General features: G+C 62.6%; 25 protein-coding genes. 15 read left to right on the top strand and 10 right to left on the bottom strand.

The genetic code is table 11. From position 1 onward, the window contains the following. The first annotated feature begins 194 nt into the window (after positions 1–194). Genes NOM06_RS07205 through NOM06_RS07180 form a run of 6 tightly spaced genes read left to right on the top strand, consistent with a single transcriptional unit; the run spans position 195 to position 5,475 of the window. A complete protein-coding gene (locus NOM06_RS07205; RefSeq protein WP_255910807.1) occupies positions 195–1,256 on the top strand; it encodes an ABC transporter substrate-binding protein in 1,062 nt (353 codons plus the stop codon). A gap of 10 nt (positions 1,257–1,266) precedes the next feature. Continuing rightward, positions 1,267–2,100, top strand: a complete 834-nt coding sequence (locus tag NOM06_RS07200; RefSeq protein ID WP_255910756.1) for an alkaline phosphatase family protein — start codon at positions 1,267–1,269, stop codon at positions 2,098–2,100. Next, entirely contained in the window at positions 2,100–2,999 is a 900-nt protein-coding gene (locus NOM06_RS07195) for an ABC transporter permease subunit (RefSeq protein ID WP_181222901.1), read from the top strand. Before NOM06_RS07200 ends, NOM06_RS07195 begins: the two co-directional genes overlap by 1 nt. Beyond that, a complete protein-coding gene (locus NOM06_RS07190) occupies positions 2,992–3,768 on the top strand; it encodes an ABC transporter permease (RefSeq protein ID WP_005355251.1) in 777 nt (258 codons plus the stop codon). The genes NOM06_RS07195 and NOM06_RS07190 overlap by 8 nt, the downstream gene beginning before the upstream one ends. Positions 3,769–3,774: 6 nt before the next feature. After that, entirely contained in the window at positions 3,775–4,782 is a 1,008-nt protein-coding gene (locus tag NOM06_RS07185; RefSeq protein WP_255910753.1) for an ABC transporter ATP-binding protein, read from the top strand. A gap of 39 nt (positions 4,783–4,821) precedes the next feature. After that, entirely contained in the window at positions 4,822–5,475 is a 654-nt protein-coding gene (locus NOM06_RS07180; RefSeq protein WP_255910750.1) for an HAD family phosphatase, read from the top strand. A gap of 115 nt (positions 5,476–5,590) precedes the next feature. Here the strand turns inward: NOM06_RS07180 and NOM06_RS07175 are convergent, their stop codons facing one another. Further along, on the bottom strand, positions 5,591–7,225 hold the full coding sequence (locus tag NOM06_RS07175; RefSeq protein ID WP_255910747.1) for a sensor domain-containing diguanylate cyclase: 1,635 nt from the start codon (positions 7,223–7,225) through the stop codon (positions 5,591–5,593). An 83-nt stretch (positions 7,226–7,308) separates the two neighbouring features. Between NOM06_RS07175 and NOM06_RS07170 the strand changes: the two genes are divergently transcribed. Next, a complete protein-coding gene (locus NOM06_RS07170; protein WP_019445450.1) occupies positions 7,309–7,749 on the top strand; it encodes a DUF2214 family protein in 441 nt (146 codons plus the stop codon). Positions 7,750–7,886: 137 nt separating this feature from the next. Continuing rightward, positions 7,887–8,786, top strand: coding sequence for a DMT family transporter (locus NOM06_RS07165; protein ID WP_149151947.1), 900 nt, complete (start codon positions 7,887–7,889; stop codon positions 8,784–8,786). A gap of 64 nt (positions 8,787–8,850) precedes the next feature. Here the strand turns inward: NOM06_RS07165 and NOM06_RS07160 are convergent, their stop codons facing one another. The 3 genes from NOM06_RS07160 to NOM06_RS07150 all read right to left on the bottom strand — a co-directional run bounded on the left by NOM06_RS07160 (position 8,851) and on the right by NOM06_RS07150 (position 11,179). Further along, positions 8,851–9,477: a glutathione S-transferase family protein gene (locus NOM06_RS07160; protein WP_255910743.1), complete on the bottom strand. Its 627-nt coding sequence runs from the start codon at positions 9,475–9,477 to the stop codon at positions 8,851–8,853. A 106-nt stretch (positions 9,478–9,583) separates the two neighbouring features. Then, positions 9,584–10,852, bottom strand: coding sequence for an O-acetylhomoserine aminocarboxypropyltransferase/cysteine synthase family protein (locus NOM06_RS07155; protein ID WP_255910697.1), 1,269 nt, complete (start codon positions 10,850–10,852; stop codon positions 9,584–9,586). 150 nt (positions 10,853–11,002) lie between these two features. Continuing rightward, on the bottom strand, positions 11,003–11,179 hold the full coding sequence (locus NOM06_RS07150) for a hypothetical protein (RefSeq protein WP_005336463.1): 177 nt from the start codon (positions 11,177–11,179) through the stop codon (positions 11,003–11,005). A gap of 100 nt (positions 11,180–11,279) precedes the next feature. On the opposite strand from NOM06_RS07150, the gene sgrR reads away from it, so the two are divergent. From sgrR to NOM06_RS07130, 4 genes are all read left to right on the top strand, one after another. Next, a complete protein-coding gene (sgrR, locus tag NOM06_RS07145; protein ID WP_255910694.1) occupies positions 11,280–12,983 on the top strand; it encodes an HTH-type transcriptional regulator SgrR in 1,704 nt (567 codons plus the stop codon). Between the two features lie 145 nt (positions 12,984–13,128). Continuing rightward, entirely contained in the window at positions 13,129–15,306 is a 2,178-nt protein-coding gene (gene katG / locus NOM06_RS07140) for a catalase/peroxidase HPI (protein ID WP_255910690.1), read from the top strand. 266 nt (positions 15,307–15,572) lie between these two features. Beyond that, a complete protein-coding gene (locus NOM06_RS07135; RefSeq protein WP_005336457.1) occupies positions 15,573–15,968 on the top strand; it encodes a thioesterase family protein in 396 nt (131 codons plus the stop codon). Positions 15,969–16,012: 44 nt separating this feature from the next. After that, positions 16,013–16,714: a hypothetical protein gene (locus NOM06_RS07130; protein ID WP_139411646.1), complete on the top strand. Its 702-nt coding sequence runs from the start codon at positions 16,013–16,015 to the stop codon at positions 16,712–16,714. A 36-nt stretch (positions 16,715–16,750) separates the two neighbouring features. Here the strand turns inward: NOM06_RS07130 and NOM06_RS07125 are convergent, their stop codons facing one another. The 3 genes from NOM06_RS07125 to tyrS all read right to left on the bottom strand — a co-directional run bounded on the left by NOM06_RS07125 (position 16,751) and on the right by tyrS (position 19,842). Beyond that, the gene (locus tag NOM06_RS07125) at positions 16,751–17,500 is read right to left on the bottom strand and encodes a lipase secretion chaperone (protein WP_255910687.1); all 750 of its coding nucleotides are present in this window, start codon (positions 17,498–17,500) and stop codon (positions 16,751–16,753) included. Next, positions 17,497–18,408, bottom strand: a complete 912-nt coding sequence (locus NOM06_RS07120; RefSeq protein ID WP_255910804.1) for a triacylglycerol lipase — start codon at positions 18,406–18,408, stop codon at positions 17,497–17,499. The genes NOM06_RS07125 and NOM06_RS07120 overlap by 4 nt, the downstream gene beginning before the upstream one ends. A 168-nt stretch (positions 18,409–18,576) precedes the next feature. Then, positions 18,577–19,842 (bottom strand): tyrosine--tRNA ligase, encoded by a 1,266-nt coding sequence (gene tyrS, locus NOM06_RS07115; RefSeq protein WP_255910684.1) that lies wholly within the window; start codon positions 19,840–19,842, stop codon positions 18,577–18,579. Between the two features lie 146 nt (positions 19,843–19,988). Here tyrS and NOM06_RS07110 point away from each other — a divergent pair, with 146 nt between their 5' ends. Continuing rightward, entirely contained in the window at positions 19,989–20,837 is an 849-nt protein-coding gene (locus NOM06_RS07110; protein WP_255910681.1) for a helix-turn-helix transcriptional regulator, read from the top strand. 12 nt (positions 20,838–20,849) lie between these two features. Here the strand turns inward: NOM06_RS07110 and NOM06_RS07105 are convergent, their stop codons facing one another. Together NOM06_RS07105 and NOM06_RS07100 are read right to left on the bottom strand one after the other, a co-directional pair. Beyond that, positions 20,850–21,626, bottom strand: a complete 777-nt coding sequence (locus tag NOM06_RS07105; RefSeq protein WP_255910678.1) for an ABC transporter substrate-binding protein — start codon at positions 21,624–21,626, stop codon at positions 20,850–20,852. Between the two features lie 109 nt (positions 21,627–21,735). After that, positions 21,736–22,968, bottom strand: a complete 1,233-nt coding sequence (locus tag NOM06_RS07100) for a hypothetical protein (protein ID WP_255910675.1) — start codon at positions 22,966–22,968, stop codon at positions 21,736–21,738. A gap of 223 nt (positions 22,969–23,191) precedes the next feature. On the opposite strand from NOM06_RS07100, the gene NOM06_RS07095 reads away from it, so the two are divergent. Next, positions 23,192–23,509, top strand: coding sequence for a DUF1496 domain-containing protein (locus NOM06_RS07095; protein ID WP_255910674.1), 318 nt, complete (start codon positions 23,192–23,194; stop codon positions 23,507–23,509). 321 nt (positions 23,510–23,830) lie between these two features. After that, positions 23,831–24,355 (top strand): GrpB family protein, encoded by a 525-nt coding sequence (locus tag NOM06_RS07090; RefSeq protein ID WP_255910673.1) that lies wholly within the window; start codon positions 23,831–23,833, stop codon positions 24,353–24,355. A 75-nt stretch (positions 24,356–24,430) separates the two neighbouring features. Here NOM06_RS07090 and NOM06_RS07085 read toward each other — a convergent pair whose 3' ends face one another. Further along, on the bottom strand, positions 24,431–25,879 hold the full coding sequence (locus NOM06_RS07085; protein WP_005355226.1) for a catalase: 1,449 nt from the start codon (positions 25,877–25,879) through the stop codon (positions 24,431–24,433). Positions 25,880–25,963: the final 84 nt, after the last annotated feature.

Here is a 25,963-nt window from a genome sequence, read left to right as displayed (position 1 = left end):
AAGGCGGGTGGCTGGCCAATCCCTTACTGGAATAGTCCAGCCTCACTCGGATTCAGAGTTGTAACCGCTGTGGATGACAGCGCCATGACAGGGTGATTGTCATCAAACTGCCATTAAAGCGCCCCGCCACCGTCACAATTCCCCTCTAGCATCCCTCTCGAACCTTAACTGACCTAGTCCAGAGGGATGGGATGATGAAAAGCGTGATCGCAAGTGCACTGGCCATGGTGGCCATCAGCCAACCGTTGTTTGCCACAAATAGCTATGCAGCCGAAAATATCGCGGATCTCGAAAAGGCCGCCCGCGGTGAAGGCCAGCTCCACAGCATCGGTATGCCGGACAGCTGGGCCAACTGGAAGGATACCTGGCAGCAGCTGGGCAGCATCTACGGCATCAAGCATCAGGATACCGACATGAGCTCGGCGCAGGAGATCGCCAAGTTCGCCGCCGAGAAGGCCAATGCCACCGCCGATATCGGTGACGTGGGCGGCGCCTTCGGTCCGGTTGCGGTCAAGCAGGGTGTTACCCAGCCCTACAAACCCTCCACCTGGGCTGATATTCCCAACTGGGCCAAGGACGCCGACGGTCACTGGATGCTGGCCTATACCGGCACCATTGCCTTCCTGATCAACAAGGATCTGGTCAAGGCCGCCCCCACCAGCTGGCAATCCCTGCTGGGTGGCGACTACAAGGTGACCCTGGGTGACGTGGGCGTTGCCTCGCAGGCCAACAACGGCGTGCTGGCGGCGGCCTATGCCACCGGTGGCAGCGAGAAGAATCTGAAACCTGCGCTGGAGCTGTTCGGCAAGCTGGCCCAGCAGGGGCGCCTGTCGCTGAACGACCCGACCATCGCCAACATCGAGAAGGGCGAGGTGGAAGTGGGTGTGCTGTGGGACTTCAACGCCCTTAACTACCGCGACCAGATCGACCCCAAGAAGTTTGAAGTGGTGATCCCGAGCGACGGCTCAGTCATCGCCGGTTACACCACCATCATCAACAAGTGGGCCAAGAACCCCAACGCCGCCAAGCTGGCGCGGGAATACATCCTCTCCGATGCCGGTCAGATCAACCTGGCCCGTGGCTATGCCCGCCCGATCCGCAGCAACGTTGCGTTGCCGGATGACGTGAAGGCCAAGCTGCTGCCGGCCGAGCAGTATGCCAAGGCCAAGCCGGTGCAGGATCACGCCGCCTGGGAGCAGAGCTCCAAGGCCCTGCCGCGTCAGTGGCAAGAGAACGTCATGATCTACATGCAGTAAGGAGCGGCCAGTGCAACACAAGGTGATAGTGGTACTTGTGGATGGCCTCTCTGCCGGGGTAGCCCATGGGATGGGCTACCTCGCAGGCATGGTGGAGGCGGAGCGCGGCCTCTATACGACCCTCAGCTGCGCCCTGCCATCCCTCTCCCGGCCTCTCTACGAGTGCATCCTGACCGGTGTACCGCCGGTGGCGAGCGGCATCACCCACAACGGGGTGAGTCGTCTCAGTCTGCATGACTCCATTTTCCATCTGGCCCGCGCCGCGGGTAAACGCACCGCAGCGGCGGCCTACTACTGGGTGAGCGAGCTTTACAACAAGAGCCCCTGGCTGGCGGCCCGCGATCGCTTTACCCACGATGAGCAGCTGCCGATCCAGCACGGCTGCTTCTACTGGGATGACAACTACCCCGACAGCCATCTGCTGATGGATGGCGAGTGGCTGCGCAGCCAGTACGATCCCGATTTTCTGCTGATCCACCCGATGGGGGTGGACGATGCGGGCCACAAGTTTGGCTTCGACTCCCGCCAGTACCGCAATCAGGCGCGCCGCATGGACAGCCTGCTGGCTGACCTGCTGCCCCAGTGGCTGGCGGAGGGGTATCAGGTGGTGGTCACCTCGGATCACGGCATGAACAACGACCTGAGCCACGGTGGCACCCTGCCGGAAGAGCGCACCGTGCCGCTCTGGCTGTTTGGCGATGCCTTTATCGAGCGCTGGCCGGATGGGGTGGCGATTGCCCAGACCCAGCTCTGCGCCCTGATGGCGGATCTGCTGGGGGTTTCCCACGACAAGCCGGCAGCGCCACCGCTGCTCAAGGCGGCTTTTATGCGCGAGGTGCACTGATGATGCCTGCAACCACCGAGATCCTCGTGGATCAACCCGTGGCAACCAAGCAGAAGGTGCGCCGCCACTGGCTGCCTGCACTGGTATTGCTGCCCTTTATCCTCTTGATGATCCTGTTCCAGCTCGCCCCCATGGTGTGGGTGCTGGTGGGCAGCTTTCAGACCCCGGATGGCTGGGGCCTCGACTACTACCGGGAGATTTTGAGCTCCCCCTTCTACCTGCAATCGTTCGGCAACTCGCTGCGCATCGCCGGTATCGCCAGCCTGGCGGGGCTTGCCATCGGCACTCTGGGGGCGGCGGCGCTGCGCCACAGCGGCGAGCGGGTCAAGCGGCTGCTGCTGGCCTTTGTCACCATGACCGGCAACTTCAGCGGTGTGCCGCTGGCATTCGCCTTTATCATCATTCTCGGCATTAACGGTGCAGTGACCCTGCTGCTGAAATCCTGGGGATTGATCGACGGCTTCAACCTCTACTCGGGGTCGGGCCTTATCCTCATCTACACCTATTTCCAGATCCCGCTCGCCCTGCTGCTGCTCTACCCAGCGTTCGATGCGCTGCAGGATGAGTGGCCGCAGGCTGCCGCGCTGCTGGGGGCTAGCAAGGGACAGTATGTGTGGCACGTGGCACTGCCGGTACTGACACCTGCGCTGCTTGGCACCCTGATCATCCTGTTTGCCAACGCGGTGGGGGCCTATGCCTCTGCCTACGCACTCACCACCGGCAACTTCAATCTGGTGACCATCCGGGTGGCCAGTCTGGTCTCCGGCGATATCTTCCTCGAGCCCAATATGGCGGCGGCGCTGGCGGTGATCCTGATGGTGCTGCTGGGGGTAGTGACGGCCGCCAACCAGTGGCTGCTGAAAAAGAGCTATGTGAACAAGGGGCAATCCCATGCATGATTTGACGCCGCGCTGGCCCAAGTGGGTGCTGGGTGGGCTGGTCGCCACCCTGCTGCTGCCGCTGCTGGCTACCTTTCTCTACTCCATCTCCACCCGCTGGGGGGCGACCCTGCTGCCGGATGGCTTCACCCTCGACTGGTATCTCAAGCTGTGGGGCGACCCGCGTTTTCTGGCGGCGTTTGGACGCAGCCTGCTGGTCTGCTTCGCCACCCTGCTGCTGGGGACCCTGGTGCTGGTACCCACCGTGCTGGTGGTGGCCTACTACTTCCCCAAGCTGGATCCCTGGATGAATCTGCTGATCCTGCTCCCCTTTGCGGTGCCGCCAGTGGTCTCCTCAGTCGGGCTGCTGCAGATCTACGCTGACGGCGTGCTGCCGATTATCGGCACGCCGTGGATCCTGATCGGCACCTGGTTCACCGTGGTGCTCCCCTTTATGTACCGGGCGCTGGCCAACAGCTTGCAAGGGGTGCCGCTCAGGGATCTGATGGATGCTGCCCACCTGCTGGGGGCAAGCAGTCGGCGCGCCTTCCTGCTGGTGGTGATCCCCTGTCTGCGCAAGGGATTGCTGGCGGCGCTGTTTCTCTCCCTCTCCTTCCTGCTCGGCGAGTTCGTGTTTGCCAACATGCTGGTGGGCACCCGTTACGAGACCCTGCAGGTCTACCTCTACAACATGCGCGCCACCTCGGGCCACTTCACCAGTGCGCTGGTGATGAGCTACTTCCTGCTGACCCTGCTGCTGACCTGGGCGGCCAACAGATTTCATCGGTGATCCAAGATGTTTCATTTAGAAGTGAATCAACTGCACAAATCCTATGGCGAGACCCCGGTGTTCGAGGGGATCGAATTCGGCATTCGCAAGGGGGAGCTGGTGACCCTGCTCGGCCCCTCCGGCTGCGGCAAATCGACCCTGCTGCGGGCGCTGGCCGGGCTCACTCCGGTGGATGGCGGTCAGGTGCGGGTGGCCGGTGAGGAGATCACCTGGCAGGAACCCCAGAAGCGGGGCATCGGCATGGTGTTCCAGAGTTATGCGCTGTTCCCCAACATGACGGTGTGGGACAACGTTGCCTTCGGCCTCAAGATGAAGCCCCAGCCGGGACGGGAGCTGGCGGCCAGCGTGCAGGAGGCGCTGGCGCTGGTGGAGCTGACCGGCTTCGAGCGCCGCTATCCGGCCGAGCTCTCCGGCGGTCAACGCCAGCGGGTGGCGCTGGCCAGGGCTCTGGTGGTACGGCCAAGGATCCTCTTGCTGGACGAGCCGCTCTCGGCGCTGGATGCCCGTATCCGCCGCAGCCTGCGCCAGCAGATCCGCGAGATCCAGCAGCGCCTTGAGCTCACCACCATCTTCGTCACTCACGATCAGGAGGAGGCGCTCACCATGTCGGATCGGATCTTCCTGATGAACAAGGGATCCATCGTCCAGAGCGGCACGCCGGAGGAGATCTATACCCGCCCCGCCAACGAGTTTGTGGCGGGCTTTATCGGCAACTACAACCTGCTTGGCGCCGAGCAGGGCAAGTCGCTGTTCGGCCCCCGTTTTCAGGGCAAGCTGGCGCTGCGGCCGGAGTCCATCACCCTGCTGCCCGCCGGGGCGACCAGCAGCGAACCCAGCCTGCCCGGCATCGTTCGCCAGCAACAGCTGCTCGGCAACGTGATCCGCTATCAGGTGGAGTGCGAGGCGGGGCTGTTGACGGTGGATTGCCTCAACCGCTCGGCTGGCGATCTGCTGGCAACCGGCAGTGCCGTGACCCTGGCGGTGGCCCGGGATCAACTCTGTGAGGTAGCATGAGGCCGCATTTCATTTCCATTTTCACTGCGAGGAGCGCCCATGGCACTGGCACTGTTTGATCTGGACGAGACCCTGATTGCCGGGGATTCCGCCAGCCTCTGGCTGGAGTACATGGTGGCCGAGGAGCTGGCCCCTGCCAGCATGATCGCGGAGGAGCAGGCCATGATGTCCCTCTACCATCAGGGCAAGATGGACATGCACCAGTATATGGCCTTCACCCTGCAACCGCTGGCGGGCAAGACGCGCCAGTGGCTCGACTCGCTCTCTACCCGCTTTGCCGAGCAGGTGCTGCGCGAGCGCCTCTACCCCGAGGGGTTGGCGCGCATCGAATGGCATCGGGAGCGGGGCGACGATCTGGTGCTCATCTCCGCCTCCGGCGAGCATCTGGTGGCCCCCATGGCGAAGATGTTGGGGATGGATCACTGCGTCGCCATCCTGCTTGATGAAGAGGAGGGGATGCTGACCGGCCAGACCCGCGGCACCCTCAGCTTTCGCGAGGGCAAGGTAGCCCGCATCAACCAGCTGTTTGCAGACAGGGACCACCTCTGGCAGGGGAGCTTTGGCTACAGCGACTCCCACAACGATCTGCCCATGCTGCGGGCGGTGAGCCATCCCCATGCGGTCAATCCGGCCCCCGCGCTGCGTCAGCAGGCCGAGGAGCTGGGCTGGCCGGTGTGGGAGTGGCAGCGCTGAGCCGCGCGCCACACAGGCTTAACGTGCGGCAAGACGCACGAAAAACAAAGAGAGAGGCAGGAGCCTCTCTCTTTGTTTTTACTGACGGCGTTGTGGTTGGTGCTGGCCGCTGTAGCTACCCCTCGTTGGTTTGTTGTCGGGGCTCGCCAAAGGCGGGAATGTCCTCCTCGGCACTCTGGTGAGGGGGGTGGCGCAGCGGGAAGCAGATACGGTTTTTCCCCTCCCGCTTGGCCTGATAGACCCCCTTGTCGGCCAGCTCCACCAGCTCTTTGGCCGAGAGCCCGGAGCGGCTGAAGGCCACCCCGCCGCTGATGGTGATAGTGAGGTCGGGTTCGCGCCACTCCAGCTGCTCCACCCCGAGCCGGAACGCTTCCAGCAGGGAGGGGAGCATCGGCTGCTCTTCGCCGTAACGGAAGATCAGCACCAGCTCCTCGCCGCCATAGCGGCAGAACCAGCCCCACTCGTGGAACAGATTCATGCCCAGCTTGCTCACCCGCTTGAGCACCACATCCCCCGCCTGATGGCCGTGGGTATCGTTGACCCGCTTGAAATCATCCAGATCGAACATCACCACCCCGAAGGGGGCGCCACTGTTGAGCTGCTTCTGCAGGCACTCGTCGAAGAAGCGACGATTGTAGAGCCCGGTGAGCTTGTCCTGATGGGCTTGCAGGCGGATCTGGGCAAAGTCCTGGCTGGCGGCATCCATCTCTTCATAGACCTTGGCCAGCTCCAGCATGCGGCGGCCGTTGTAGGCGATACCGCCGGAGCGGCTGGCGCGGATCAGCAGGGTGATCTCCCCCAGCATGCGGCGGAAGTAGCGGGACCAGAGCAGGGCCAGCAGCAGATAGAGAATGCAGGCGACGGCAATCATCAACTGCACGTTGATGGAGACGCTGTCGATCACCTGCTGCATGCTGGCAGTCGGCTCGACGCTGAGCAGGATCCAGCGCTGCTCGGGGATGCGGTAGTAGGAGACCATCAGGCCGCTGGCATCATCGAGGAAAAAGCCCTGCGGCAGTTGCATCCGGGCCAGCCAGTCGGGGTGAGCGAGGGGTTTGAATACCCGTTCGCGATCCGGATGCGCCAGCACCAGTCCGTCATGGTTGAGCAGGATCTGATAGCCATTGCCCAGATGGTGACTCTGATCATGCCGACTGTTTAGCCAGCTGGCGAGGGGGGTGAGCTGGGTATCCAGCGAGAGTACGCCAACCCGCTTGCCGTCAGGATCTTCAATCACCCGGGCCAGCGCCATGGTGAGAGTGCCCAAGGTGTAGTCGTAATAAGGATCAGTCCAGACAATCTGTCCGGGATGGCTGGATGCCAGCAGATACCAGGGGCGGGTTCTGGGATCGAACTTCTCGTCGGCCTGCCAGGAGGGGTGGATCAGCATCTTGCGATGCTCGGTGCCCACGTAGACGTAATCGAGTTCCATCACCTTGTGATAGGCCTGCCACTGTTGCAGGTAGCGCTCTCCGTTGCGGATCTCCGGGCCGCTGAAATCCCGATAATTTACCTGCTGATAAATGAGCGTAAACTGGCGTTTGAGGGTCGCCAGATAGGGTTCGATCAGGGTATGGAAATACTGGGTGTTGCGAGCAATCAGGTTCTGTTGCTGCTCGTGGCGCAGGGTGCGCTCCATATGCAGGTAGTAGATGCTGCCGAGCAGCAACACTGGGATAAAGAGCAAGAGGAGGCCCAGCCGCATGCGGGTGATCAAAGACCAAGTGTTCTTGGGCTTGGCGGGGGACATGAACAGATCCTTTTCGTCTCGGGTGACACCAGCATATATGATGCTGTGCGGCTCGTCTAAAGGCAGAAAATGAGATGTTTCCGATGTTGAACCACACTCTGCTCTCAATGATTCATTATGGCAGCATAGCGGTACTGATCCTTGCCCTCTGTGTCGAGTATCTGATATTTAGGCGCGGCCTGAACATGCTGCGAGTGCGTCGCCTGCTGCTGGCAGATGGGGTGGCGGCGCTGGCGCTCTTCTCCATCTTTGCCACCGGGAGTCTGCTGGCCCTCGAGCATGCCAGCTCGGTGGCAGAGATCTTTGCCCATCCTGCCCACGGTCTCAAGATGGGGCTGTTTCTGCTGATTGTCGGCTCCCTCGTTTATCCCAGTCGCCTCTTCTATCGCTGGCGTCGCGCCTTGCGTCTGGGCAAGGCGCCGATGATCTCCATTCAGCAGCACTTCCGGGTGGTCTGGATCCTGCGGGGCAATCTGTTACTGATTGCCCTGTTGGCCGTGTTCACCAAGCCCTCGCTGTTGTAACACTCGCTGTGCTCAAAAGCAGTGCGATGCAGCGCGTGGAGAGCGAGAGCGAAGACAAAGAGTGGAGACAAGAGGATAGGGAGGCGGGTATCTTGGATCGGATAACCCGTCACGCGCCGATTTAAGGAAGAATCGCCATGCGCTCCAATCTGATGTTGCTGATGGCTGCCACCATCTGGGGTATGGGCTTTGTCGCCCAGCGCCTCGGGATGGATCACATGGGGCCCTATACCTTCAATGGCCTGCGCTTTCTGCTCGGCGCTCTCTCCCTGCTGCCGCTGCTCTGGTGGCTCAAATCCCGACAACCTGTTGCCGTCGCGGGCGACCATCGCCAGCTGCTGATCGGTGGTGTGCTGGCCGGGCTGGTGCTGTTCTGTGCCGCCTCCCTGCAGCAGGTTGGGCTGCTCTACACCACAGCCGCCAAGGCCGGTTTCATCACCGGGCTCTACATCATTCTGGTGCCGGTTCTGGGGCTGCTGCTGCGCCACAAGAGTGGCCTCAATACCTGGATCGGCGCCATCATCGCGCTGGCCGGTCTCTATGTGTTGAGCGTCACCGACGAGTTCACCATCGGCTTTGGCGATCTGTTGCAGGTAGTTGGTGCCCTGTTCTGGGCCGTTCACCTGCTGCTGGTGGATCACTACTCCAACCGGGTTGCCCCCATCAAGCTGGCTGGAGTGCAGTTCGTAGTCTGCGGCCTGCTCAGCCTTGCCACCGCCTTTGTCATCGAAACCCCGACTGTGGCTGGTGCAGTAGCTGGCTGGCAGGCGCTGCTCTATGCCGGGCTGGTCTCGGTCGGGGTCGGTTATACCCTGCAGGTGGTGGGGCAGCGGGGTGCTCATCCGGCCCACGCCGCCATCATCCTCAGTCTGGAGACCGTCTTTGCCGCCGTGGGTGGCGTGTTGCTGCTGGGGGAGACGCTGGACGAGCGCGCCATTGCCGGTTGTGCCCTGATGCTGGCGGGGATGCTTATCTCCCAGATCCGGCTGCGCTGGTGGTGGAAGTCGCGCCGGGACAAGGTGCCCGCGACCAAGTAAACCGCGCTCGCAGCATAACAAAAACGCCCCGACAGTCGGGGCGTTTTGCATGGTGGCTGTTCGGTCAGGGGCGCTGATCCAGCTCGCGCTCCAGCTCTACCGCCTTCTGACGGGCCGGATGGGTATTGAGGCGCTGCCAGTAGGCTTGCAGGTGCGGGAAGTGGGCCAGCTGACCATTTTGCGCCAGCAGATCCACCAAGAAGGAGTTCATGATGTCGGCGCCGGAGAGGCGATCCCCCACCAGATAGTGGCGGGTTGCCAATACATCGTTGAGGTAGCCCAGCACCTTGGCACACTCCGCCTTGGCGTAGTCCGGCAGGAAGCGCATCGGGCTGCCATCCTTGCGCACAAACATGTCGAGCAGCAGCGGCAGAATGCCCGAGCTCTCGGCAAAGTGGAGCCACTGCAGATATTCGGGATAGTCGGGGCTATCTGGTGCCGGTGCCAGCCGATCGGCGGCGTAGCGGGCGATCAGGTACTCGGTGATGGCGCCCGATTCTGCCAGTACCCGGCTGTCGAACTCGATGACCGGCGACTTGCCGAGGGGGTGGATGGCTTTCAGCTCGGGCGGTGCCAAAAAGGTCGCGGCATCGCGCTGATACGCCTTGATCTCATAGGGCAGGCCCAGCTCTTCAAGCAGCCAGATGATGCGTTGGGAGCGGGATTTGTTCAGGTGGTGCAGGACTATCATAAGGACCTCGATTCGGTGGCAGGATGAGGTGTACGAACGGGCGAGGGGGGCGGTTCACCGGCAGTAAAAAAAGAGCGGGCTGATGCCCGCTCGCTCAACGTCCAGCTTAGGCCTCCAGCGCCTGATCCAGATCCGCCAGAATGTCCTCGATCGCCTCGATCCCGACCGACAGCCGGATCATCTCCGGTTTCACCCCGGCCTTGGCCTGCTCCGCCTCGCTCAACTGGCGATGGGTGGTGGAGGCCGGGTGGCAGGCCAGCGACTTGGCGTCGCCGATATTGACCAGCCGCTTGAAGATCTTCAGCGCATCGTAGAAGCGCACGCCCGCTTCATAGCCATCCTTCAGACCGAACGAGAGGATGGCCGAGGGGCGACCGGCCATGTACTTCTCCGCCAGCAGATAGTGCGGGTGACCCGGCAGACCGGCGTAGCTGACCCAGGCCACCTTGGGGTGATGCTTGAGGTGATTGGCGACCCGCAGGGCGTTATCCACGTGGCGCTCCATGCGCAGGCTCAGAGTCTCCAGCCCTTGCAGCAGCAGGAAGGCGTTCATCGGCGCCAGCGCCGCGCCGGTATTGCGCAGCGGCACTGTGCGTACCCGTCCGATAAAGGCGGCCGGGCCAAAGGCCTCGGTATAGACCACCCCGTGGTAGGAGGGCTCGGGTTTGGTCAGCTGGGGGAAGCGCTTGGCGTGATCCGCCCAGGGGAACTTGCCTGAGTCGACGATGACGCCACCCAACGAGTTGCCGTGGCCGCCGACATATTTGGTCAGGCTGTGCACCACGATGTCAGCGCCGTGTTCGATGGGTTTGCACAGCACCGGGGTGGCGACCGTGTTGTCGACGATAAGCGGCACGCCACGGGCGTGGGCTGTCTTGGCCAGCGCGGCCAGATCGACGATGTTGCCCGCCGGATTGCCGATGCTCTCGCAGTAGACTGCCTTGGTCTTGTCGTCGATCAGGGCGGCGATGGCTTCGGCGCTGTCATCCTTGGCGAAGCGTACCTCGACCCCGAAACTCGGCAGCATGTGGGCGAACAGGGTGTAGGTGCCACCATAGAGCTGGGGCGTGGAGACGATGTTGTCACCGGCTGCGGTCAGCGCCTGAATGGCGTAGGTGATGGCGGCGGAACCTGCCGAGACCACCAGCGCGGCGATCCCCCCTTCCAGCGCGGCCATCCGCTGCTCCAGCACATCGTTGGTGGGGTTCATGATGCGGGTGTAAATATTGCCCGGCACCGCCAGATTGAACAGATCCGCCCCGTGCTGGGCGCTCTCGAACTCGTAGGCTACCGTCTGGTAGATGGGCACAGCGACCGCCTTGGTGGTGGGGTCGCAGGAAAAGCCGTGGTGCAGGGCCAGGGTCGCATCTTTCATCACACACTCCTTGTTGGATGTTGCTTGTCGCAGTTATAGATGGATAGACGTCCAATCTATCAGGCCCGTGGCCGATGTAAACAGCAAGATCCGGCAAAGCAATTGCTCCCGCAGGGGATGCGCGTCCCGAGTGGCGGGCACGGCTCGCACTCAGAGACGGCGGCGATACTCCTTGTCATCGATCTGGTTCATATCCCACTGCATCAGGCGGTTGAGCTGCTGCATGGGATCCTCGATAAGCGGCAAGGGGCGCGGCAGGATCCGCTTGAAGTAACGGCGCAAGGTCTGCTGGATCCGGTTCGGTTTGAGGGGGTTGGCGTGGCTCATGATGGTGTTCCTCTGCTGTGGTTCTCACGTTCATCAGCAGTATTGAGCTAAAATGAGGAAGTAAAAACTGATGACTTACAGCAACAGGATTTCCTCTTTTATGCCGACCGGTCGCCTCTATCAGCAATTTCAACGACTCGCCCAGCTGCTTGGCAGCGACGAGCGGGAGATCAGCCTCGCCGAGGTGGCGGATCTGCTCTGCTGCACCCCGCGCAACGCCCGCCTGCTGCTGCGGCGGATGCAGGATCAGGGCTGGCTCAGCTGGTCGGCGGAAGCGGGGCGGGGGCGGCGCTCCCGGCTCACTCTGCTCGACAGTCAGGAGAGCCTGACCCGGCGCCGCTTGCGGGATCTGCTCAGTCAGGGCCAGCTGGCGCAGGCGGTGCGGCTGGCCGAGGAGCGCCTCGATCTGCTCACTCCGTTGCTGATCGAACAGCTCGGTCAGGCCACCCGCGAGGGGCGCCAGATCCTGCGGGTGCCCTACTATCGCCCGTTGCCGCAGTTGCTGCCCACCGGCCCGATGCGCCGCTCCGAAATTCACCTGAGCCGCCAGATCTTCAACGGCCTCACCCGGCGAAATGAGGAAAATGGGGAAATCGAAGGGGATCTCGCCCATCACTGGGAGTGTCTGGGCCCCTGCCACTGGCGCTTCTATCTGCGTCCGGCGGTGCGCTTTCACCACGGCCGCGAGCTGGTGGTAGAGGATGTGATGGAGAGCCTGCTGGCCCTGCGGGGTCGCCCGTTGTTCGCTCATCTGGACCGGCTGGAGAGCCCCTGGCCGCGCACCCTGGATCTCTATCTCGACAGCCCGGATCCCTGGCTGCCCCACCTGCTGGCGGAGCCGGTGGCGACCATCTTGCCGCGGGAGCTCAAGGGGGAGGCGGGCTTTGCCCTGCAACCGGTCGGCACCGGCCCCTACCGGGTGGCCGCCAACGATCCGTTGCATCTTTGCCTTGCGGCATTCGACGACTACTTCGGCCTGCGCGCCCTGCTCGACGAGATCGATATCTGGATGCTGCCGGAGCTGGCAGAGCGGCTGGAGACCCACCTGCAATTGGGGCGCGACAGCCCGGAGCTCGGCACCATGCGCGGCGAATCGGAGCTGGAGTCGGGCTGCTACTTCCTGCTGCAGGACGATCGTTCCGGATCCTTGCAGGATCCCGCCCTGCGCCAGTGGCTGGGCCAGCTGCTCAATCCGGTGGCCCTGATGGGGCGGGTCGCCCCCGAGTTGCAACGGGGCTGGACCAGCGCCCTCGGCCTGCTTCCTCACTGGCGCGAAGCGCTGCCCGCGCCCTTGCCCACACCGACGCAGTTGCCGGGAAGACTGGTGCTCGCCTGCTTCAACCAGCATCTGGAGTTCAACGAGTGCGCCAACGCCATGAGCAGCCTGCTGGCCGAACAGGGGATCCAGCTCGAGGTGCGTACCCTCGATTACGGTCGCTGGGTGAGTGGCGAGGATGAAGACGTGGATCTTTGGCTCGGCACCCTCAACCTCGAACATGCCGGCCCCTTTGCCCCCTACGCCTGGTTGCAGGGCACTCCGTTGCTGCGCAAGGTGTGGGGCTGTCAGCATGAGTTGTGGCAGGGGTTGATGCAGTGGCGGGCCAGCGGTGCCGAGCCGGGGCCGCGAGCCCTGCTGGCAACTGTGCAGCAGCAAAGCTGGTTTGTGCCGCTGTTTCACCACTGGCTGGAGCTGGAGAGCCGGGTCGGCGTGCACGGGGTGCGGATGACGGCGCTCGGCTGGTTCGATTTTCGCAGCGCCTGGTTGCGGCCCGAGCCGCCCCATCTGCCCGCAGAGGCGCCATAGTTCATCCAATTTCTGTCGCGGCTGACGGGCGCTCCGTGGCCGCTTGCGTGAAAGATCCGTAAATCGGCCGCTGCTGCACAGTTTGTGTCACGCCTCTGTGCCATGCTGTTTCAGGTTATGGACAGCAGAGCAAATGAGGAAAACGATGAGCAAAAATTCAGACAGTTCCGCAGGAAAATGCCCGGTCATGCACGGGGGAACCACCTCCGTCGAGACGTCCAGAATGGAGTGGTGGCCGAATAGCCTCAACCTCGACATTCTTCACCAACACGATACCAAGACCAATCCGCTGGGGGCCGGTTTCAACTATCGGGAAGCCTTGAAGGGGCTCGATATGGCGGCCCTCAAGCAGGATGTGACCGCCCTGATGACCGACAGTCAGGAGTGGTGGCCCGCTGACTGGGGCCACTACGGTGGCCTGATGATCCGCATGGCCTGGCACTCGGCCGGGACTTACCGCATAGCCGATGGCCGCGGCGGTGGTGGCAGCGGCAACCAGCGTTTTGCCCCCCTCAACTCCTGGCCGGATAACGCCAACCTCGACAAGGCCCGTCGCCTGCTGTGGCCCATCAAGAAGAAGTACGGCAACAAGATCAGCTGGGCCGATTTGATCATTCTTGCGGGCACTGTGGCCTATGAGTCCATGGGGCTCAAGACCTTCGGCTTCGCCTTTGGCCGCGAGGATATCTGGCACCCGGAGAAGGATATCTACTGGGGCTCGGAGAAAGAGTGGCTGGCGCCCAGCGGCAAGCCGGGTGGTCGCTACTCCGGCGAGCGGGATCTAGAAAACCCGCTGGCGGCGGTGATGATGGGGCTTATCTACGTCAACCCGGAAGGGGTGGATGGCCAGCCCGATCCCCTGAAAACCGCACAGGATATGCGGGTCACCTTCGCCCGCATGGCGATGGATGATGAAGAGACGGTGGCGTTGACTGCCGGTGGCCACACCGTCGGCAAGGCTCACGGCAACGGCGATGCCAAACAGCTTGGACCCGAGCCGGAAGGGGCCAGCCTCGAGGAGCAGGGGCTCGGCTGGATCAATCACCACAGCCGCGGCATCGGCCGCAATACCGTGACCAGCGGCATTGAGGGGGCCTGGACCACCCACCCGACCCAATGGGACAACGGCTACTTCGATCTGCTGTTCAAGTACGACTGGTGGTTGCAAAAATCTCCGGCGGGGGCCCATCAGTGGGAACCGATCAATATCGCCGAAGAGGATATGCCAGTGGATGTGGAGGACCCGTCGATCCGCTGCAAACCCATGATGACGGATGCCGATATGGCGCTCAAATTCGATCCCGCCTATCGCAAGATTGCCGAGCGTTTCCGCGATGATCCGGCGGCCTTCTCCGACGCCTTCGCTCGCGCCTGGTTCAAGCTGACCCACAGGGATATGGGGCCGAAGAGCCGCTATGTCGGCCCCTATGTGCCGACAGAAGATCTGATTTGGCAGGATCCGGTGCCTGCCGGACGTGCCGATTATGACGTGGCGGCGGTGAAGGCCAGGATTGCCGCCAGCGGCCTCTCCATCAGCGAGCGGGTCACTACCGCCTGGGATAGTGCCCGTACCTTCCGTGGCTCCGACAAGCGGGGCGGTGCCAACGGCGCCCGCATCCGGCTGGCCCCCCAGAAGGATTGGCCGGGCAACGAACCGGCGAAGTTGGCGAAGGTGCTGGCGGTCTATGACAAGCTGGCGGCCGAGTGTGGTGTCAGCGTCGCGGATCTCATCGTGCTGGGGGGCAACCTCGCCATCGAGCAGGCTGCCCAGGCTGCCGGAGTGACGGTGAGCGTGCCGTTTGCGCCGGGTCGGGGGGACGCCACTCAGGCCCAGACCGATGTGGTCTCGTTCGAGGTGCTGGAGCCGCTGGCCGACGGCTTCCGCAACTGGCTCAAGCAGGACTATGTAGTGACGGCGGAGGAGTTGCTGCTGGATCGCGCTCAGCTGATGGGGCTTACCGCCTGCGAGATGACGGCGCTGGTCGGCGGGATGCGGGTGCTCGGCACCAACCACGGCGGTACCGGGCACGGGGTCTTTACCGATCGGGTCGGGGTGCTCAGCAACGACTTCTTCGTCAACCTGACCGACATGGACTACCAGTGGCTGCCGAAAGCGAGCAATCTCTACGAGATCCGCGATCGCCGCAGCGGCGCGCTGAAGTGGACGGCTACCCGGGTGGATCTGGTGTTCGGCTCCAACTCGGTGCTGCGCGCTTATGCCGAGGTCTATGCCCAGGATGACAACAGCGAGAAGTTTGTCTGTGACTTCATCACCGCCTGGAACAAGGTGATGAATGCGGATCGCTTCGATCTGCTCGGCTAGTCCCCAAGCCGTTTGGTTATCTGTACCCGCCCCGCACAGCACAAGATGTGCGGGGCTTTTTACTGCCCGCTTTTCTGTGCAGTCCTACAATCCGCCGCGCTGCGACACCCGCTGGCCGGTCGCGCAGGGCCGCTGGCATTCCTGTCCTTGGGCCAGCAGTATCATGTAACATGCTGATCCGCTGGTGATGCCCGGCTGCCACCCCATTGGCCACTGATGTCCCATGAACGGACAAGGACAGAAACAAAGAGACAAGGAGTCAACCCATGCTGGAAATGCAGATCCAACCCCGCTTTCAGGAGACGGATGCCCTCGGCCATATCAACAATACGGTGCCGGCGGTCTGGTTCGAATCGGCGCGGGATCCCCTGTTCCGGATCTTCTCCCCCGATCTGGATGTGCATAACTGGCATCTGATCATCGCGGGCTACACAGTGCAGTTCAAGCGGGAGCTGTTCTACGGCCAGCCGGTCACCATCAAGACCGGCGTGCGCCGCATCGGCACCAGCTCATTTACGGTCTGGCAGGAGGCCTGGCAGGGCGGCGAACTGGCCGTCACCGCCGAAACGACCCTGATCCATTTTGACTACCGGGCCCGCCAATCCCTGCCCCTGAGCGATGCTCACCGGGAAGGGCTGCGGGCCTGGCTGACAGAGAGTTAACCACGGGCCGGATGGCCCATCACAGGAGTGCTATGTACAACTCAATGCGCAACACAGCGATCGCGCTGACCCTGGGATTCTGCTCCCTCCCTTCTCTGGCCGCTTCTCTCGCCGAGCAGTTTACCCTGATGGAGAAGGGGGCCGAGAGCGCCCTCGATACCCGTCAATTCAGCCATGACGGCGTCGATATCAAGGCCTGGATCGATGGCGCCCCCGTCATCATCGCCGTGCCCATCATGAACGAGCTGGGCAAGCTGGAAGGGGAGAGCCGCTACTACTTCAAGGGCGGCAAGCTGTTCGGGGTCAAAGAGCCCGCCGCCCAGTTCGCCTTTGACGCCAGCGGCAAGCTGACCCAATGGCTGGACGAGAAGGGTCAGCCCGCCGAGTTCGTCAGCAAGATGAGCATGCAGCAGCGTCAGGAGTGGCTCACCAAGCGGGCCGCCGAGCTGAGCAAGCTGTTTGTGGTGAGCGCGGCCGAGCAGAAAGCGGCCAAGGGGGGCGTCAAGCTGAAGGGGGCGGATCTCGCTCACTGGCTCTGCAACGGCAAACTGATGGATCTCGCCCACGGCGACAAGGTGATCTTCGAGCAGGATAAGCTGAAGATTGGCGAGCAGGGGATCGAGGGGGAGGTCTCCCTGCGTCAGGATAAGGGGTGGCAGGAGCTGAGCCTCAAGTGCGAGGTGCAGGGCACTCAGGTAACCCGCCTCACCTGGCAGCCGCTGCCGGGTGCCAACAAGCCGCAATAAGCGCAATATCAAGGGGGCCCATCACGGGCCCCCTTCTCATTCGGTGTGTGGCTCCCCCAGCTTGAGCCGGGTGAGTGCCTCGACCCGGCGCCACTGTCCGGGCTCGAACCAGCGGGCCAGCAGCTCCTGCTGCTGTTCGGACCGGGCCTCGTTCGGCAGTTGTCTGAGATCGGCCAGAAAGCCGCTGAGCTGCTCCTCGAACCCTTGCCGGCTCTGCTCCAGCTGGCGCATCCGATCCACCGCTTCCGGCCCCCCTATCTCCAGCAGCAGAGCCCCCCGTTTGGACGGGTCCATCTGCGCCAGCCCTTGCAACTCCTCAAGCAGACGGCTGTTGGCCTCCGCCTCGCGAAACCAGTCCGGTTGCTCTGCCAGCCAGAGATCCAGCTCGCTGGCCAGCTGCGACTTGTCGCTGTCTCTTGCTTCCGCCAGCGCCCTGCGGCGCAGGGTCAGCTGCTCCATCAGCCGATCCTCGGCAAACAGCTGGGCCTGCTCGGCCGGAGTAAAGCTCTGCTGGCGCAGCTGTTCCCGCTCGTCAAACAGGATCTGCAGGCTGGCGAGGGAGATCTCGGTGGGCACTGTCAGGCTGCTCTGGGCGGAGACAAAGGTGCGATAGCGCGCCTGCAGGGCATCGGCGGCCTCCTGCTCGGGATCGTGCGGGTGGCTCTGTGCATGCTGGCTGGCTTGAGCGGGGGATGAGTCTGCCGTCGGTGCTGTGGGCCAGAACAACACCCCGCCAAGCAGCAGGGTGATGGCGCAGGGTACGACGAGCAGGGTGGCTATCTTCATAGTCCCAGCTCCTTGAGACGGTTGGCATGCTGGCGATAGAGGGTGACCGGATCGGTCTCGAACAGATGGTGGATGCCGAAGGACTGGTTCACTTCGTCCAGATGGTTCATCCGGTAGTTGGTGCCGATCACCTTGCCGAGGTGGCTGCTGCAGACCCCGACCAGTCCGTCATTGGGCTCCTTGAAGAAGGCGCCGGTCAGCGCCAGCGCAGGATCCACCGGATCCAGCAGATTGGTCAGGTTGCCGCGTCCGCTCCAGGAGAAGTAGTAGACGCCGTTGGTTGCTTGCATCGGCCCCTCGCCGCAATAGCGGCTGGGCAGCCCCTCCGGGTAGCGCTGGTTGAACTGGCTGGCCCCCTTGCTGGTGAGGGCATCGAGAGCGGCGACCGGATCTTGCGGCAGCTGGCTCCCGCCCGAGAGCAGTGAAATCATGCCGGAGAGGGCGTGGGCAGCGGCGGCAGCCAGCTTCTCGGCGGCACTGCCGGGGGCGGCATTGGCCCGCACCAGATCGGCAATCTCGGAGCCGTAGTTGACCCCGCCGACGCTGGTGGCGGAGGCGACCAGCTCGGGGGCGACCGAGGCGACATAGCGAATGGTGGGGCCGCCGTGGGAGTGGCCGATCAGGTTGACCTTCTCGGCGCCGGTGGCCGCCAGCAGCAGCTCAACTTGGGCGAGCAGTTGCTCCCCCCGTTGCTCCGAACTGGCGGTGGCCGATACCTGAGCCACGTAGACTTTGGCACCATCCCGGCTCAGGGCCTGGGGAATGCCATAGAAGTAATCGACCCCGAGCAGCTTGTCGAAACCGAACAGGCCGTGCACCAGCACTATGGGGTAGCGGGTCTGGGTGTATCCGCTGGCGTGTGCCAGCATGGGCAGGGTGCAGAGCAGCACCAGAAGCCATCTCTTCATCATCAGCATCCTTGTTGATTCGTGAGGAACAGATTGTGTGGCGTACTCCATGTTCGCCGGTGCCAGTATGGTGGCTGCCGACGGGAGAGGCTGTGAGGGGGATCGCAACTCGGGATTCAAAAGGGGTTCTGGGTGCGGGCGGGGAGGCTGAACTCCCCGCCCTGCGGCTTATTTCCACTCCACCAGTTGATACTGCTTCTTGCCCCGGCGCAGCAGCAGGTAGCGGCCAAACAGCCGATCATCGGCACTCAGCTGTTCATCCTGCTTGAGCACACCATTGAGACTGATGGCGCCCGCCGCCAGCAGCTCGCGGGCGATGCGTTTGGAGTTCGCCAGACCGCAGCTGACCAGCAGGCTGACCAGATCAGTCTCGCCGCTGACGGTGCTGCTCGGCATGCCATCCTGTGCCAGCTGGGCCAGATCGCTCTCGCCGAGGCGAGCCACATCGCCGCTAAACAGCAGTTCGCTGATGCGCTGCACCGCCGCCAGCGCCGCCTTGCCGTGTACCAGCTCGGTCAGCTCGTTCGCCAACACCTGCTGGGCCTGCTTGCGTCCCTGCCGCTTGGCATCTTCCGCTTCCAGTGCATCAATCTCGCTCAGCGACATAAAGCTGTAGTAGCGCAGGAAGCGGTAGACATCCTCATCCGCGGTGCCGAGCCAGAACTGGTAGAAGGCGTAAGGGGAGGTGAGCGCCGGATCGAGCCAGACCGCGCCCCCTTCGGTCTTGCCGAACTTGGTGCCGTCTGCCTTGGTGATAAGGGGCAGGGTCATGCCGTGTACCTGCGCCTGATGGAGGCGACGGGTGAGATCCATGCCGCTGGTGATATTGCCCCACTGGTCGTTGCCGCCAATCTGCAGGGTGCAGCCGAGCCGCTGGTGCAGCACTGCAAAATCGTAGGATTGCAGCAGAGCGTAGGAGAACTCGGTAAACGAGATGCCCTGATCCGGGCGGGCCAGTCGCTGGCGCACTGACTCCCGTGCCAGCATGGCGTTGACCGAGAAGTGCTTGCCGATATCCCGCAGAAAATCGAGGGCGGACATCTGCCCCATCCAGTCGCCATTGTTGACCAGTTGCGGGGCCGACAGGCCATCATCGGCGGGCAGCAGCGCCCTGATTTGGGCAGACAGGCTGGCGACCCAACCCTGCACGGTATCGGCACTGTTGAGGCTGCGCTCGGTCGCCTTGAAGCTGGGATCGCCGATAAGGCCGGTCGCCCCGCCCACCAGAGCCACCGGGGTGTGGCCCGCCAGCTGGAATCGGCGCAGCATCAAGAGCGGCACCAGATGACCGATATGCAGGCTGCCGGCGGTGGGGTCGAACCCGCAATAGACGGTGCGCGGGGTGGAGAGATGATCGGCCAGGGCCGCCGGGTCGGAATTCTGGGCCACAAGGCCGCGCTGGCTCAGTTCATCGAGCAGGTGGTGGTTGATCATGGGTTCTCCAACAGCAGGGGGAAAAGTCGTCATCCTCGCTGTTCTGGCTGGTGGCGGATATGTCCCCTGAGGGACAGTTTTGCCACTCTCGTGCTAGCATTCAGTCATAGCGGGGAATCGCTCCCCACCAACGAAAACGTGTCACCATGACCCAGCCATTTACCACAGATGCCTTGACCCGCAGTATGACCGAGGTGGTCGATGCCCTGCACAGCAGCGCCTTTGCGGCGGCGCTGGTGCGGCTGATCCAGCAACAGGTGGCGTTTGATTGCGCCCTGCTGCTCGGGGTGGGGCAGCGCCCCGTCTACCTCTACGACAACCTCAATCATCAGCGGGCTCTGTTGTTTGACCGCTACCTCACCAGCCACTTCAGTCAGGATCCCTTTATGCAGGCGCTGGAGCAGGGCTTGCCTGCCGGCGTCTGGACCCTGGCGCAGGTCTCCCAAGGGCGGCTCGATCCCGAATATCGCTACCACTTCTATCAGGCCACCGGCTGGCAGGAGGAGGTGGGGCTGATCCTGCCGGTGCGGGACGGGCTGACGCTGATGCTGTTTCTCGGGCGGCTCGACAAGCGCAGTACCCTCAGCCGTGACGAGCTGGCGAGGCTGGAGCAGCTGTTCCCGCTGGTGCATTCGCTCTGTCGTCAGCAGTGGCGGCAGAGCCAGCCGCTGTTGGCCCAGAGCACTGCGCTGCCAGACAGCTCCAGCCTCCGGAGTGCGGTGGAGCAGGCTATGTCGAGTGTCGGGGGGGATCGGCTTACCCGGCGCGAGCGGCAGGTGGCGGAGTTGCTGCTGCAGGGGCTGGATACCGAGGCGATTGCCGCGGAGCTCGGGATTGGCAGCGGTACGGTGAAGAATCACCGCAAGCACCTCTACGGCAAGTTGCGGCTCGGCTCGCGGGCCGAGCTGTTCAATCTCTTTCTGAACCACCTCATTACGGCTCCGGTGGAGGCATCACAGGCATCATCGGCGGGAGATAGAGAGGGCCCGCCATAGGGCGGGCCGGAGTTACTCGATGCGCGGGAGGGTGGGAGTGGTTTCGGGCAGGATACTGAGCAACTGGTAGCGCTTCATCAGCTGCTTGTATTCATCCCCCTGTTTGACCTTGTCCAGCGCCTGTTGCAGGCGGGCAACCTGTTGCTTGTCTGCCCTCAGGTTGAAGGCGAAGCAGTTATCCTGCTCTTCAATAATCGCGACGGTGACAAAATCCTCGCTGGGGAAACCCAGCTCTTTGGCCTGATGGCGCAGCATCACCTCGTTGCCCGCCACCAGATCGGTGCGTGCCATGATTAGCTGGCGAACCACCTGATCCATGCGCTCCACCGACATCATATTGCCCGGGCTGATCCCGCGATTGAGCAGCAACTGCTCCCCGACATCAGCCTGCATCACGCCGATCTGCAGCTTGGCGAGATCCGCTTTGCTGGTCACTTTGGGGGCATCCTGCTTGCGGCCGACCAGCGCGACCCTGGAGTGGCTGATGGGGCAGACCCAGAGGAAGTGGGGATCCCGCTCCTTGGTATGTGCCGTGGTAAAGAGCACGGCCTCTTGCTGCTGGGTCAGCAGATACCAGCCGCGGGCCCAGGGCAGAAAGTGGATGGGTTGCTCCGGCTCCCCCATTTCGCGCCACATCAGGCGCAGCAACTCGACTGCTAACCCCACAGGCTGACCATTTTTATCCTGGCCATTGAGCGGCATGTTCTGTTCCGAATAGTAGATAAGTGCCGGAGCCGGGAGCGCGATAAACAGGGCGAGAGAAGCGAGAGCAGGGAGCAAACGACGCATGATGCACTCCTTGTGCGGGTAGTTACCTAACAGTCTATGTGGCCTTTTCCATAACGTCATGATCCGGTAGCGGGATAAAAAACAGGCCACCTTGCGGTGGCCTGTCGGTTTATTTGAGCAGGGCTTCCATCTCCGCCTCTGCCTTGGCGCGAGCCTTGGCTTCCGCCGCTCTGGCGGCATCGGCGACGCTCTCTCCGGCCGTATGGGATGCGGCACTGACGGCCTGCCGGGCTGGTTCTGCAACGGCCTTGGTTGCCTCTTGCGTCGCGGTTGCTGCGGCGCTGCTGACGGCTTGCTTGGCAGGAGCGGCAACGGCTTTGGTGGCTTCCTGTGTCACGGTCGCCGCGGCACTGCTGACAGCCTGTTTGGCAGGCGCGGCAACAGCCTTGGTAGCTTCTTGCGCCGCGGTCGCAGTGGCGCTGCTGACGGCCTGTTTGGCCGGAGCGGTAACAGCCTTGGTGGCTTCTTGGGTCGCGGTCGCAGCGGCGCTGTTGACGGTTTGCTTGGCAGGAGCAGCAACGGCCTTGGTAGCTTCTTGCGCCGCGGTCGCAGTGGCGCTGCTGACTGCTTGCTTGGCAGGAACGGCAACAGCCTTGGTCGCTTCTTGAGTTGCAGTCGCAGCGGCACTGCTCACCGCTTGCTTGGCTGGCGCAGTGACAGCGGTGGTTGCAGTGCGGGTAAGAGCGGTCGTGCTTTGGCTCACCGCTTGGGTGGCCTGTCCTGTGGCGTTGGCGGCTGCGCCGCTGATAGCCTGGCTAGCGCTGTTGGTCAGCGAGCCGGTGACGCCGCGGGTCACTGTGCCCAGCGCGTTGCCAAGGGAGAAGGGGGAGGTGCCACTCTGACTGGTTGCCGTACCGGTCAGGGCATTGGCCGCCGGGGTGAGCTGGCTGGTGGGGGTCTGCCAGCCCTGCATGGCGGTTGGCCAGGTCGGTGCCGTGCCCGCCAGATTTTCGCCGAAGGTCAGGGTGGTGCCATCCCCTTTTTGCAGCAATACCGACATCTGGTTGGTTTGCGAGTTCCACACCATCCCCGCCTGCTTGGCGATATCCGGCACGGGCGCATACTCGGAGACCACATAGAAAAGCGGCCCCTCCTGCTGTAACTTGTCGGCAGTCTTGAGCAACTGCATGGTGCTGTCGTAATTGGGGCCAAGGATGGCTGTCATCCGATCCTTGATCAGGGGTTGTTCGAACAGATTGACCTCGTTCGGGTCAAAGCCGACCAGCGGCTTGAGCAGGGCCCACATCAGCTGGCTGGTGGGGCTCATCATCAGCAATGGGGCAACGCAGGCGGACAACATCAGGCTCAGGCAGGCCGCCTGAAGCAACGGCATGATACGCATTGGGATAATATCCAAATAACGATTTGATAAATAAGGTTATATTTTGTCAGGACGTGACAAATTCACCGGAAGTTTGCGCGTGGCAGCGAGAGACTGCCCGCAGGCGCTGGCAGGCTACCATATTGGTTCCACAATGCCAGCAGGCAGTATGATTGTCAGTCAAGTAAACCCCGGGGCTGGTCGACTCTTCGAGAGTGCCCCCCATCGCAACAGGATCCCCCTCATGAAAAATGTACTGCTTTGCCTGCTGATCTCCCTCTGGCTCGCTCCCGCTCTGGCCGCGTCCAAAACCACTGTGGTGGGCGAGTCTGCCAGTCCCGAACTGGTGTTGCCGCTGGGCTCATTGCCCGAGCGGGTCTGCTGGTTTGCGGATCAGAAATATTCCGAAGGGGCCCGCATTCTGCAGGGAGATGTCTGGCTGGAGTGCGGCCCGCTGAACGACCTCGAGAGCAATGGCCCACTGGCCTGGCGCTCTCCTGCGGTGGTGTTGCCTGCCACCCGGGGGGCGAAAGATCAGAAGACGATTTCCGTGGGTCAGTGAGGCTTTTCTTTATCCAGCTAAAGACATGGACGTGATCCCTGTCGCATAATGCAGCTCCTTTCTTCTCTTGGCTGGAACCTAAGAAATGGCTCGTCGCTCTTCCAATGCACAACGTCGTCGCAGTAGCTGGTGGTACAAACGCTTGTTGGCAAGGGAGCGGGAAGAGCGCGAAGCGCGTTCCGTCCGGGATTGATACAGCATTGAAAAACGGAGCCTCGGGCTCCGTTTTTGTTGCTGGCAATTTGCCGTCTGGTTATCTTGTCCACCCATCGCATACCCTGTTGCCCTATTCCATCGGCAACTATCCAGAGAGCTGAAACTGTGAGAGTCGACGTTGTTTCCTACAACCCCCAATGGCCAGCCAGCTTTGTAGCTGAAGAGGTTCAATTACGCAGTGCGCTGGATAACTGCTTGCTAGCTGTCCACCATATCGGCAGTACCTCTGTCGTCGGTTTGGCCGCCAAGCCCATCATCGACATCATGCTGGAGGTATCATCGCTGGAGCGGCTCGATGAGCAGAATGGTCAGCTGGAGGCGCTGGGCTATGAGGCGATGGATGAGTGCGGGATTGCGCGCCGCCGCTATTTTCGCAAGGGGGGTGATGAGAGAACCCACCAGATCCACGCCTTCTTGCAAGGGGATGACCATGTGCATCGCCATCTGGCCTTTCGTGACTATCTAAGGGCCCATCCTGCGGTATGCCGGGAATACGCCGAGTTAAAGCAGGCGGTAGCCGCGAGCTGTCAGCACGATATCGAGCGCTACTGTGCGGGCAAGAATGCCTTTGTCAAAGAGCGTGAGGCGAACGCGTTGCGGTGGCTGGCCGGGCAGGACCCTGCTCTCTGAGCGAGCTTGCTCGCAATAGAAAACGGGGGCCATCAGGCCCCCGTTTTGTTTTTGTAGAGTTTTCCTGCTTGCGGCTTAGCGCTGCAAGGCGGCCAGTGCCAGTTCGACCCGCTTGGCGTATTCGGGGTCGGCCTGCTCGAAGTGCTTGAGCTGGGCTGCGACGATGGCGTCATCCTCCACATTGATGAGAGATCGGGCCAGGTTGGCGGCGAGCCGCGAGCGCTGCCCCTCGTCCATGATGCGGAACAGGTTACCCGGCTGGCTGTAGTAGTCGCTGTCGTAGTCACGGAAGTCGTAGTGCAGGGCGGCCCCTTCCAGACTCAGCGCCGGTTCGTGCTGTTCGCTCGGCTGCTGGGTACCGAAACGGTTCGGCTGATAGTTGGGGCTGGCGCCGCCATTGCTGTCCGCCCGCATGGCACCGTCACGATGGGCGCCGTGATGGAACGGGCAGCGCGGGGCGTTGACCGGCAGCAGACCGTGGTTGACGCCGAGGCGATAGCGCTGGGTGTCGCCGTAGGAGAAGAGTCGCCCTTGCAACATGCGATCCGGCGAGAAGCCGATACCGGGCACCACGTTGGCCGGGGTAAAGGCGGCCTGCTCCACATGGGCGAAGTAGTTGTCCGGGTTCTGGTTGAGCTCCAGCACGCCCACCGGGATCAGCGGGTAGTCGCTGTGCGGCCACACCTTGGTCAGGTCGAACGGGTGGATGTTGTAAGTCTGGGCTTCGGCCTCCGGCATCACCTGCACATAGACCTTCCAGCGCGGGAAGTCGCCCCGCTCGATGGCATTGAACAGATCCGCCTGACTGGTCTCCCGATCCTGCCCGACGGCGGTGGCGGCCTCTTCATCGGTGTAGAAGCTGTGGCCCTGCTCGGTCTTGAAGTGGAACTTGACCCAGAAGCGCTCGTTGGCATCGTTGATAAAGCTGAAGGTGTGGCTGCCGTAGCCGTTCATCTCCCGCAGGCTCTTGGGGATGCCGCGATCGCTGAACAGTATGGTGACCTGATGCAGGGATTCCGGATGGCGTGACCAGAAGTCCCAGGCGGCGGTGGCGCTGCGCAGGTTGGTGCGTGGATCCCGCTTCTGGGTGTGGATGAAGTCAGGGAATTTCAGCGGATCGCGGATGAAAAAGACCGGGGTGTTGTTACCTACCAGATCCCAGTTGCCCTGCTCGGTATAGAACTTGAGGGCGAAGCCGCGCACATCGCGTTCGGCATCGGCGGCGCCTTTCTCACCGGCCACGGTGGAGAAGCGCAGGAATACAGGCGTCTGCTTGCCGATGGCGCTGAACAGATCGGCCTTGCTGAACTGGCTGATGTCGTGGGTCACGGTAAAGGTGCCGTAGGCGCCCGAGCCCTTAGCGTGAACCACCCGCTCGGGAATGCGCTCGCGGTCGAAGTGGGCGAGTTTCTCCATCAACCAGATATCTTGCATCAGGATGGGGCCGCGCGGACCGGCGGTGAGGCTGTTGTTGTTGTCGACGACGGGGGCGCCGTTGGCGCTGTGCAGGGTCTTGTCAGTCATGGCTTCTCTCCTTGTTGATATGGGGTCAGCCTACGGATCTGCGTCGTGCTCGGCCAATGGGCCTTGCCTCGCTCTTTGATAGGC

It is taken from the genome of Aeromonas sp. JL9 (assembly GCF_024436075.1).
Taxonomy (GTDB): domain Bacteria; phylum Pseudomonadota; class Gammaproteobacteria; order Enterobacterales; family Aeromonadaceae; genus Aeromonas; species Aeromonas veronii.
This window is presented reverse-complemented; position numbering and strand designations above follow the sequence as displayed.

Bases quoted from the DNA above. Each gene is read 5' to 3' on its own strand.
- NOM06_RS07205 (WP_255910807.1), top strand. From the start codon at position 195: ATGAAAAGCGTGATCGCAAGTGCACTGGCCATGGTGGCCATCAGCCAA.
- NOM06_RS07195 (WP_181222901.1), top strand. From the start codon at position 2,100: ATGATGCCTGCAACCACCGAGATCCTCGTGGATCAACCCGTGGCAACC.
- NOM06_RS07190 (WP_005355251.1), top strand. From the start codon at position 2,992: ATGCATGATTTGACGCCGCGCTGGCCCAAGTGGGTGCTGGGTGGGCTG.
- NOM06_RS07185 (WP_255910753.1), top strand. From the start codon at position 3,775: ATGTTTCATTTAGAAGTGAATCAACTGCACAAATCCTATGGCGAGACC.
- NOM06_RS07180 (WP_255910750.1), top strand. From the start codon at position 4,822: ATGGCACTGGCACTGTTTGATCTGGACGAGACCCTGATTGCCGGGGAT.
- NOM06_RS07175 (WP_255910747.1), bottom strand. From the start codon at position 7,225: ATGTCCCCCGCCAAGCCCAAGAACACTTGGTCTTTGATCACCCGCATG.
- NOM06_RS07170 (WP_019445450.1), top strand. From the start codon at position 7,309: ATGTTGAACCACACTCTGCTCTCAATGATTCATTATGGCAGCATAGCG.
- NOM06_RS07165 (WP_149151947.1), top strand. From the start codon at position 7,887: ATGCGCTCCAATCTGATGTTGCTGATGGCTGCCACCATCTGGGGTATG.
- NOM06_RS07160 (WP_255910743.1), bottom strand. From the start codon at position 9,477: ATGATAGTCCTGCACCACCTGAACAAATCCCGCTCCCAACGCATCATC.
- NOM06_RS07155 (WP_255910697.1), bottom strand. From the start codon at position 10,852: ATGAAAGATGCGACCCTGGCCCTGCACCACGGCTTTTCCTGCGACCCC.
- NOM06_RS07150 (WP_005336463.1), bottom strand. From the start codon at position 11,179: ATGAGCCACGCCAACCCCCTCAAACCGAACCGGATCCAGCAGACCTTG.
- sgrR (WP_255910694.1), top strand. From the start codon at position 11,280: ATGCCGACCGGTCGCCTCTATCAGCAATTTCAACGACTCGCCCAGCTG.
- katG (WP_255910690.1), top strand. From the start codon at position 13,129: ATGAGCAAAAATTCAGACAGTTCCGCAGGAAAATGCCCGGTCATGCAC.
- NOM06_RS07135 (WP_005336457.1), top strand. From the start codon at position 15,573: ATGCTGGAAATGCAGATCCAACCCCGCTTTCAGGAGACGGATGCCCTC.
- NOM06_RS07130 (WP_139411646.1), top strand. From the start codon at position 16,013: ATGCGCAACACAGCGATCGCGCTGACCCTGGGATTCTGCTCCCTCCCT.
- NOM06_RS07125 (WP_255910687.1), bottom strand. From the start codon at position 17,500: ATGAAGATAGCCACCCTGCTCGTCGTACCCTGCGCCATCACCCTGCTG.
- NOM06_RS07120 (WP_255910804.1), bottom strand. From the start codon at position 18,408: ATGAAGAGATGGCTTCTGGTGCTGCTCTGCACCCTGCCCATGCTGGCA.
- tyrS (WP_255910684.1), bottom strand. From the start codon at position 19,842: ATGATCAACCACCACCTGCTCGATGAACTGAGCCAGCGCGGCCTTGTG.
- NOM06_RS07110 (WP_255910681.1), top strand. From the start codon at position 19,989: ATGACCCAGCCATTTACCACAGATGCCTTGACCCGCAGTATGACCGAG.
- NOM06_RS07105 (WP_255910678.1), bottom strand. From the start codon at position 21,626: ATGCGTCGTTTGCTCCCTGCTCTCGCTTCTCTCGCCCTGTTTATCGCG.
- NOM06_RS07100 (WP_255910675.1), bottom strand. From the start codon at position 22,968: ATGCGTATCATGCCGTTGCTTCAGGCGGCCTGCCTGAGCCTGATGTTG.
- NOM06_RS07095 (WP_255910674.1), top strand. From the start codon at position 23,192: ATGAAAAATGTACTGCTTTGCCTGCTGATCTCCCTCTGGCTCGCTCCC.
- NOM06_RS07085 (WP_005355226.1), bottom strand. From the start codon at position 25,879: ATGACTGACAAGACCCTGCACAGCGCCAACGGCGCCCCCGTCGTCGAC.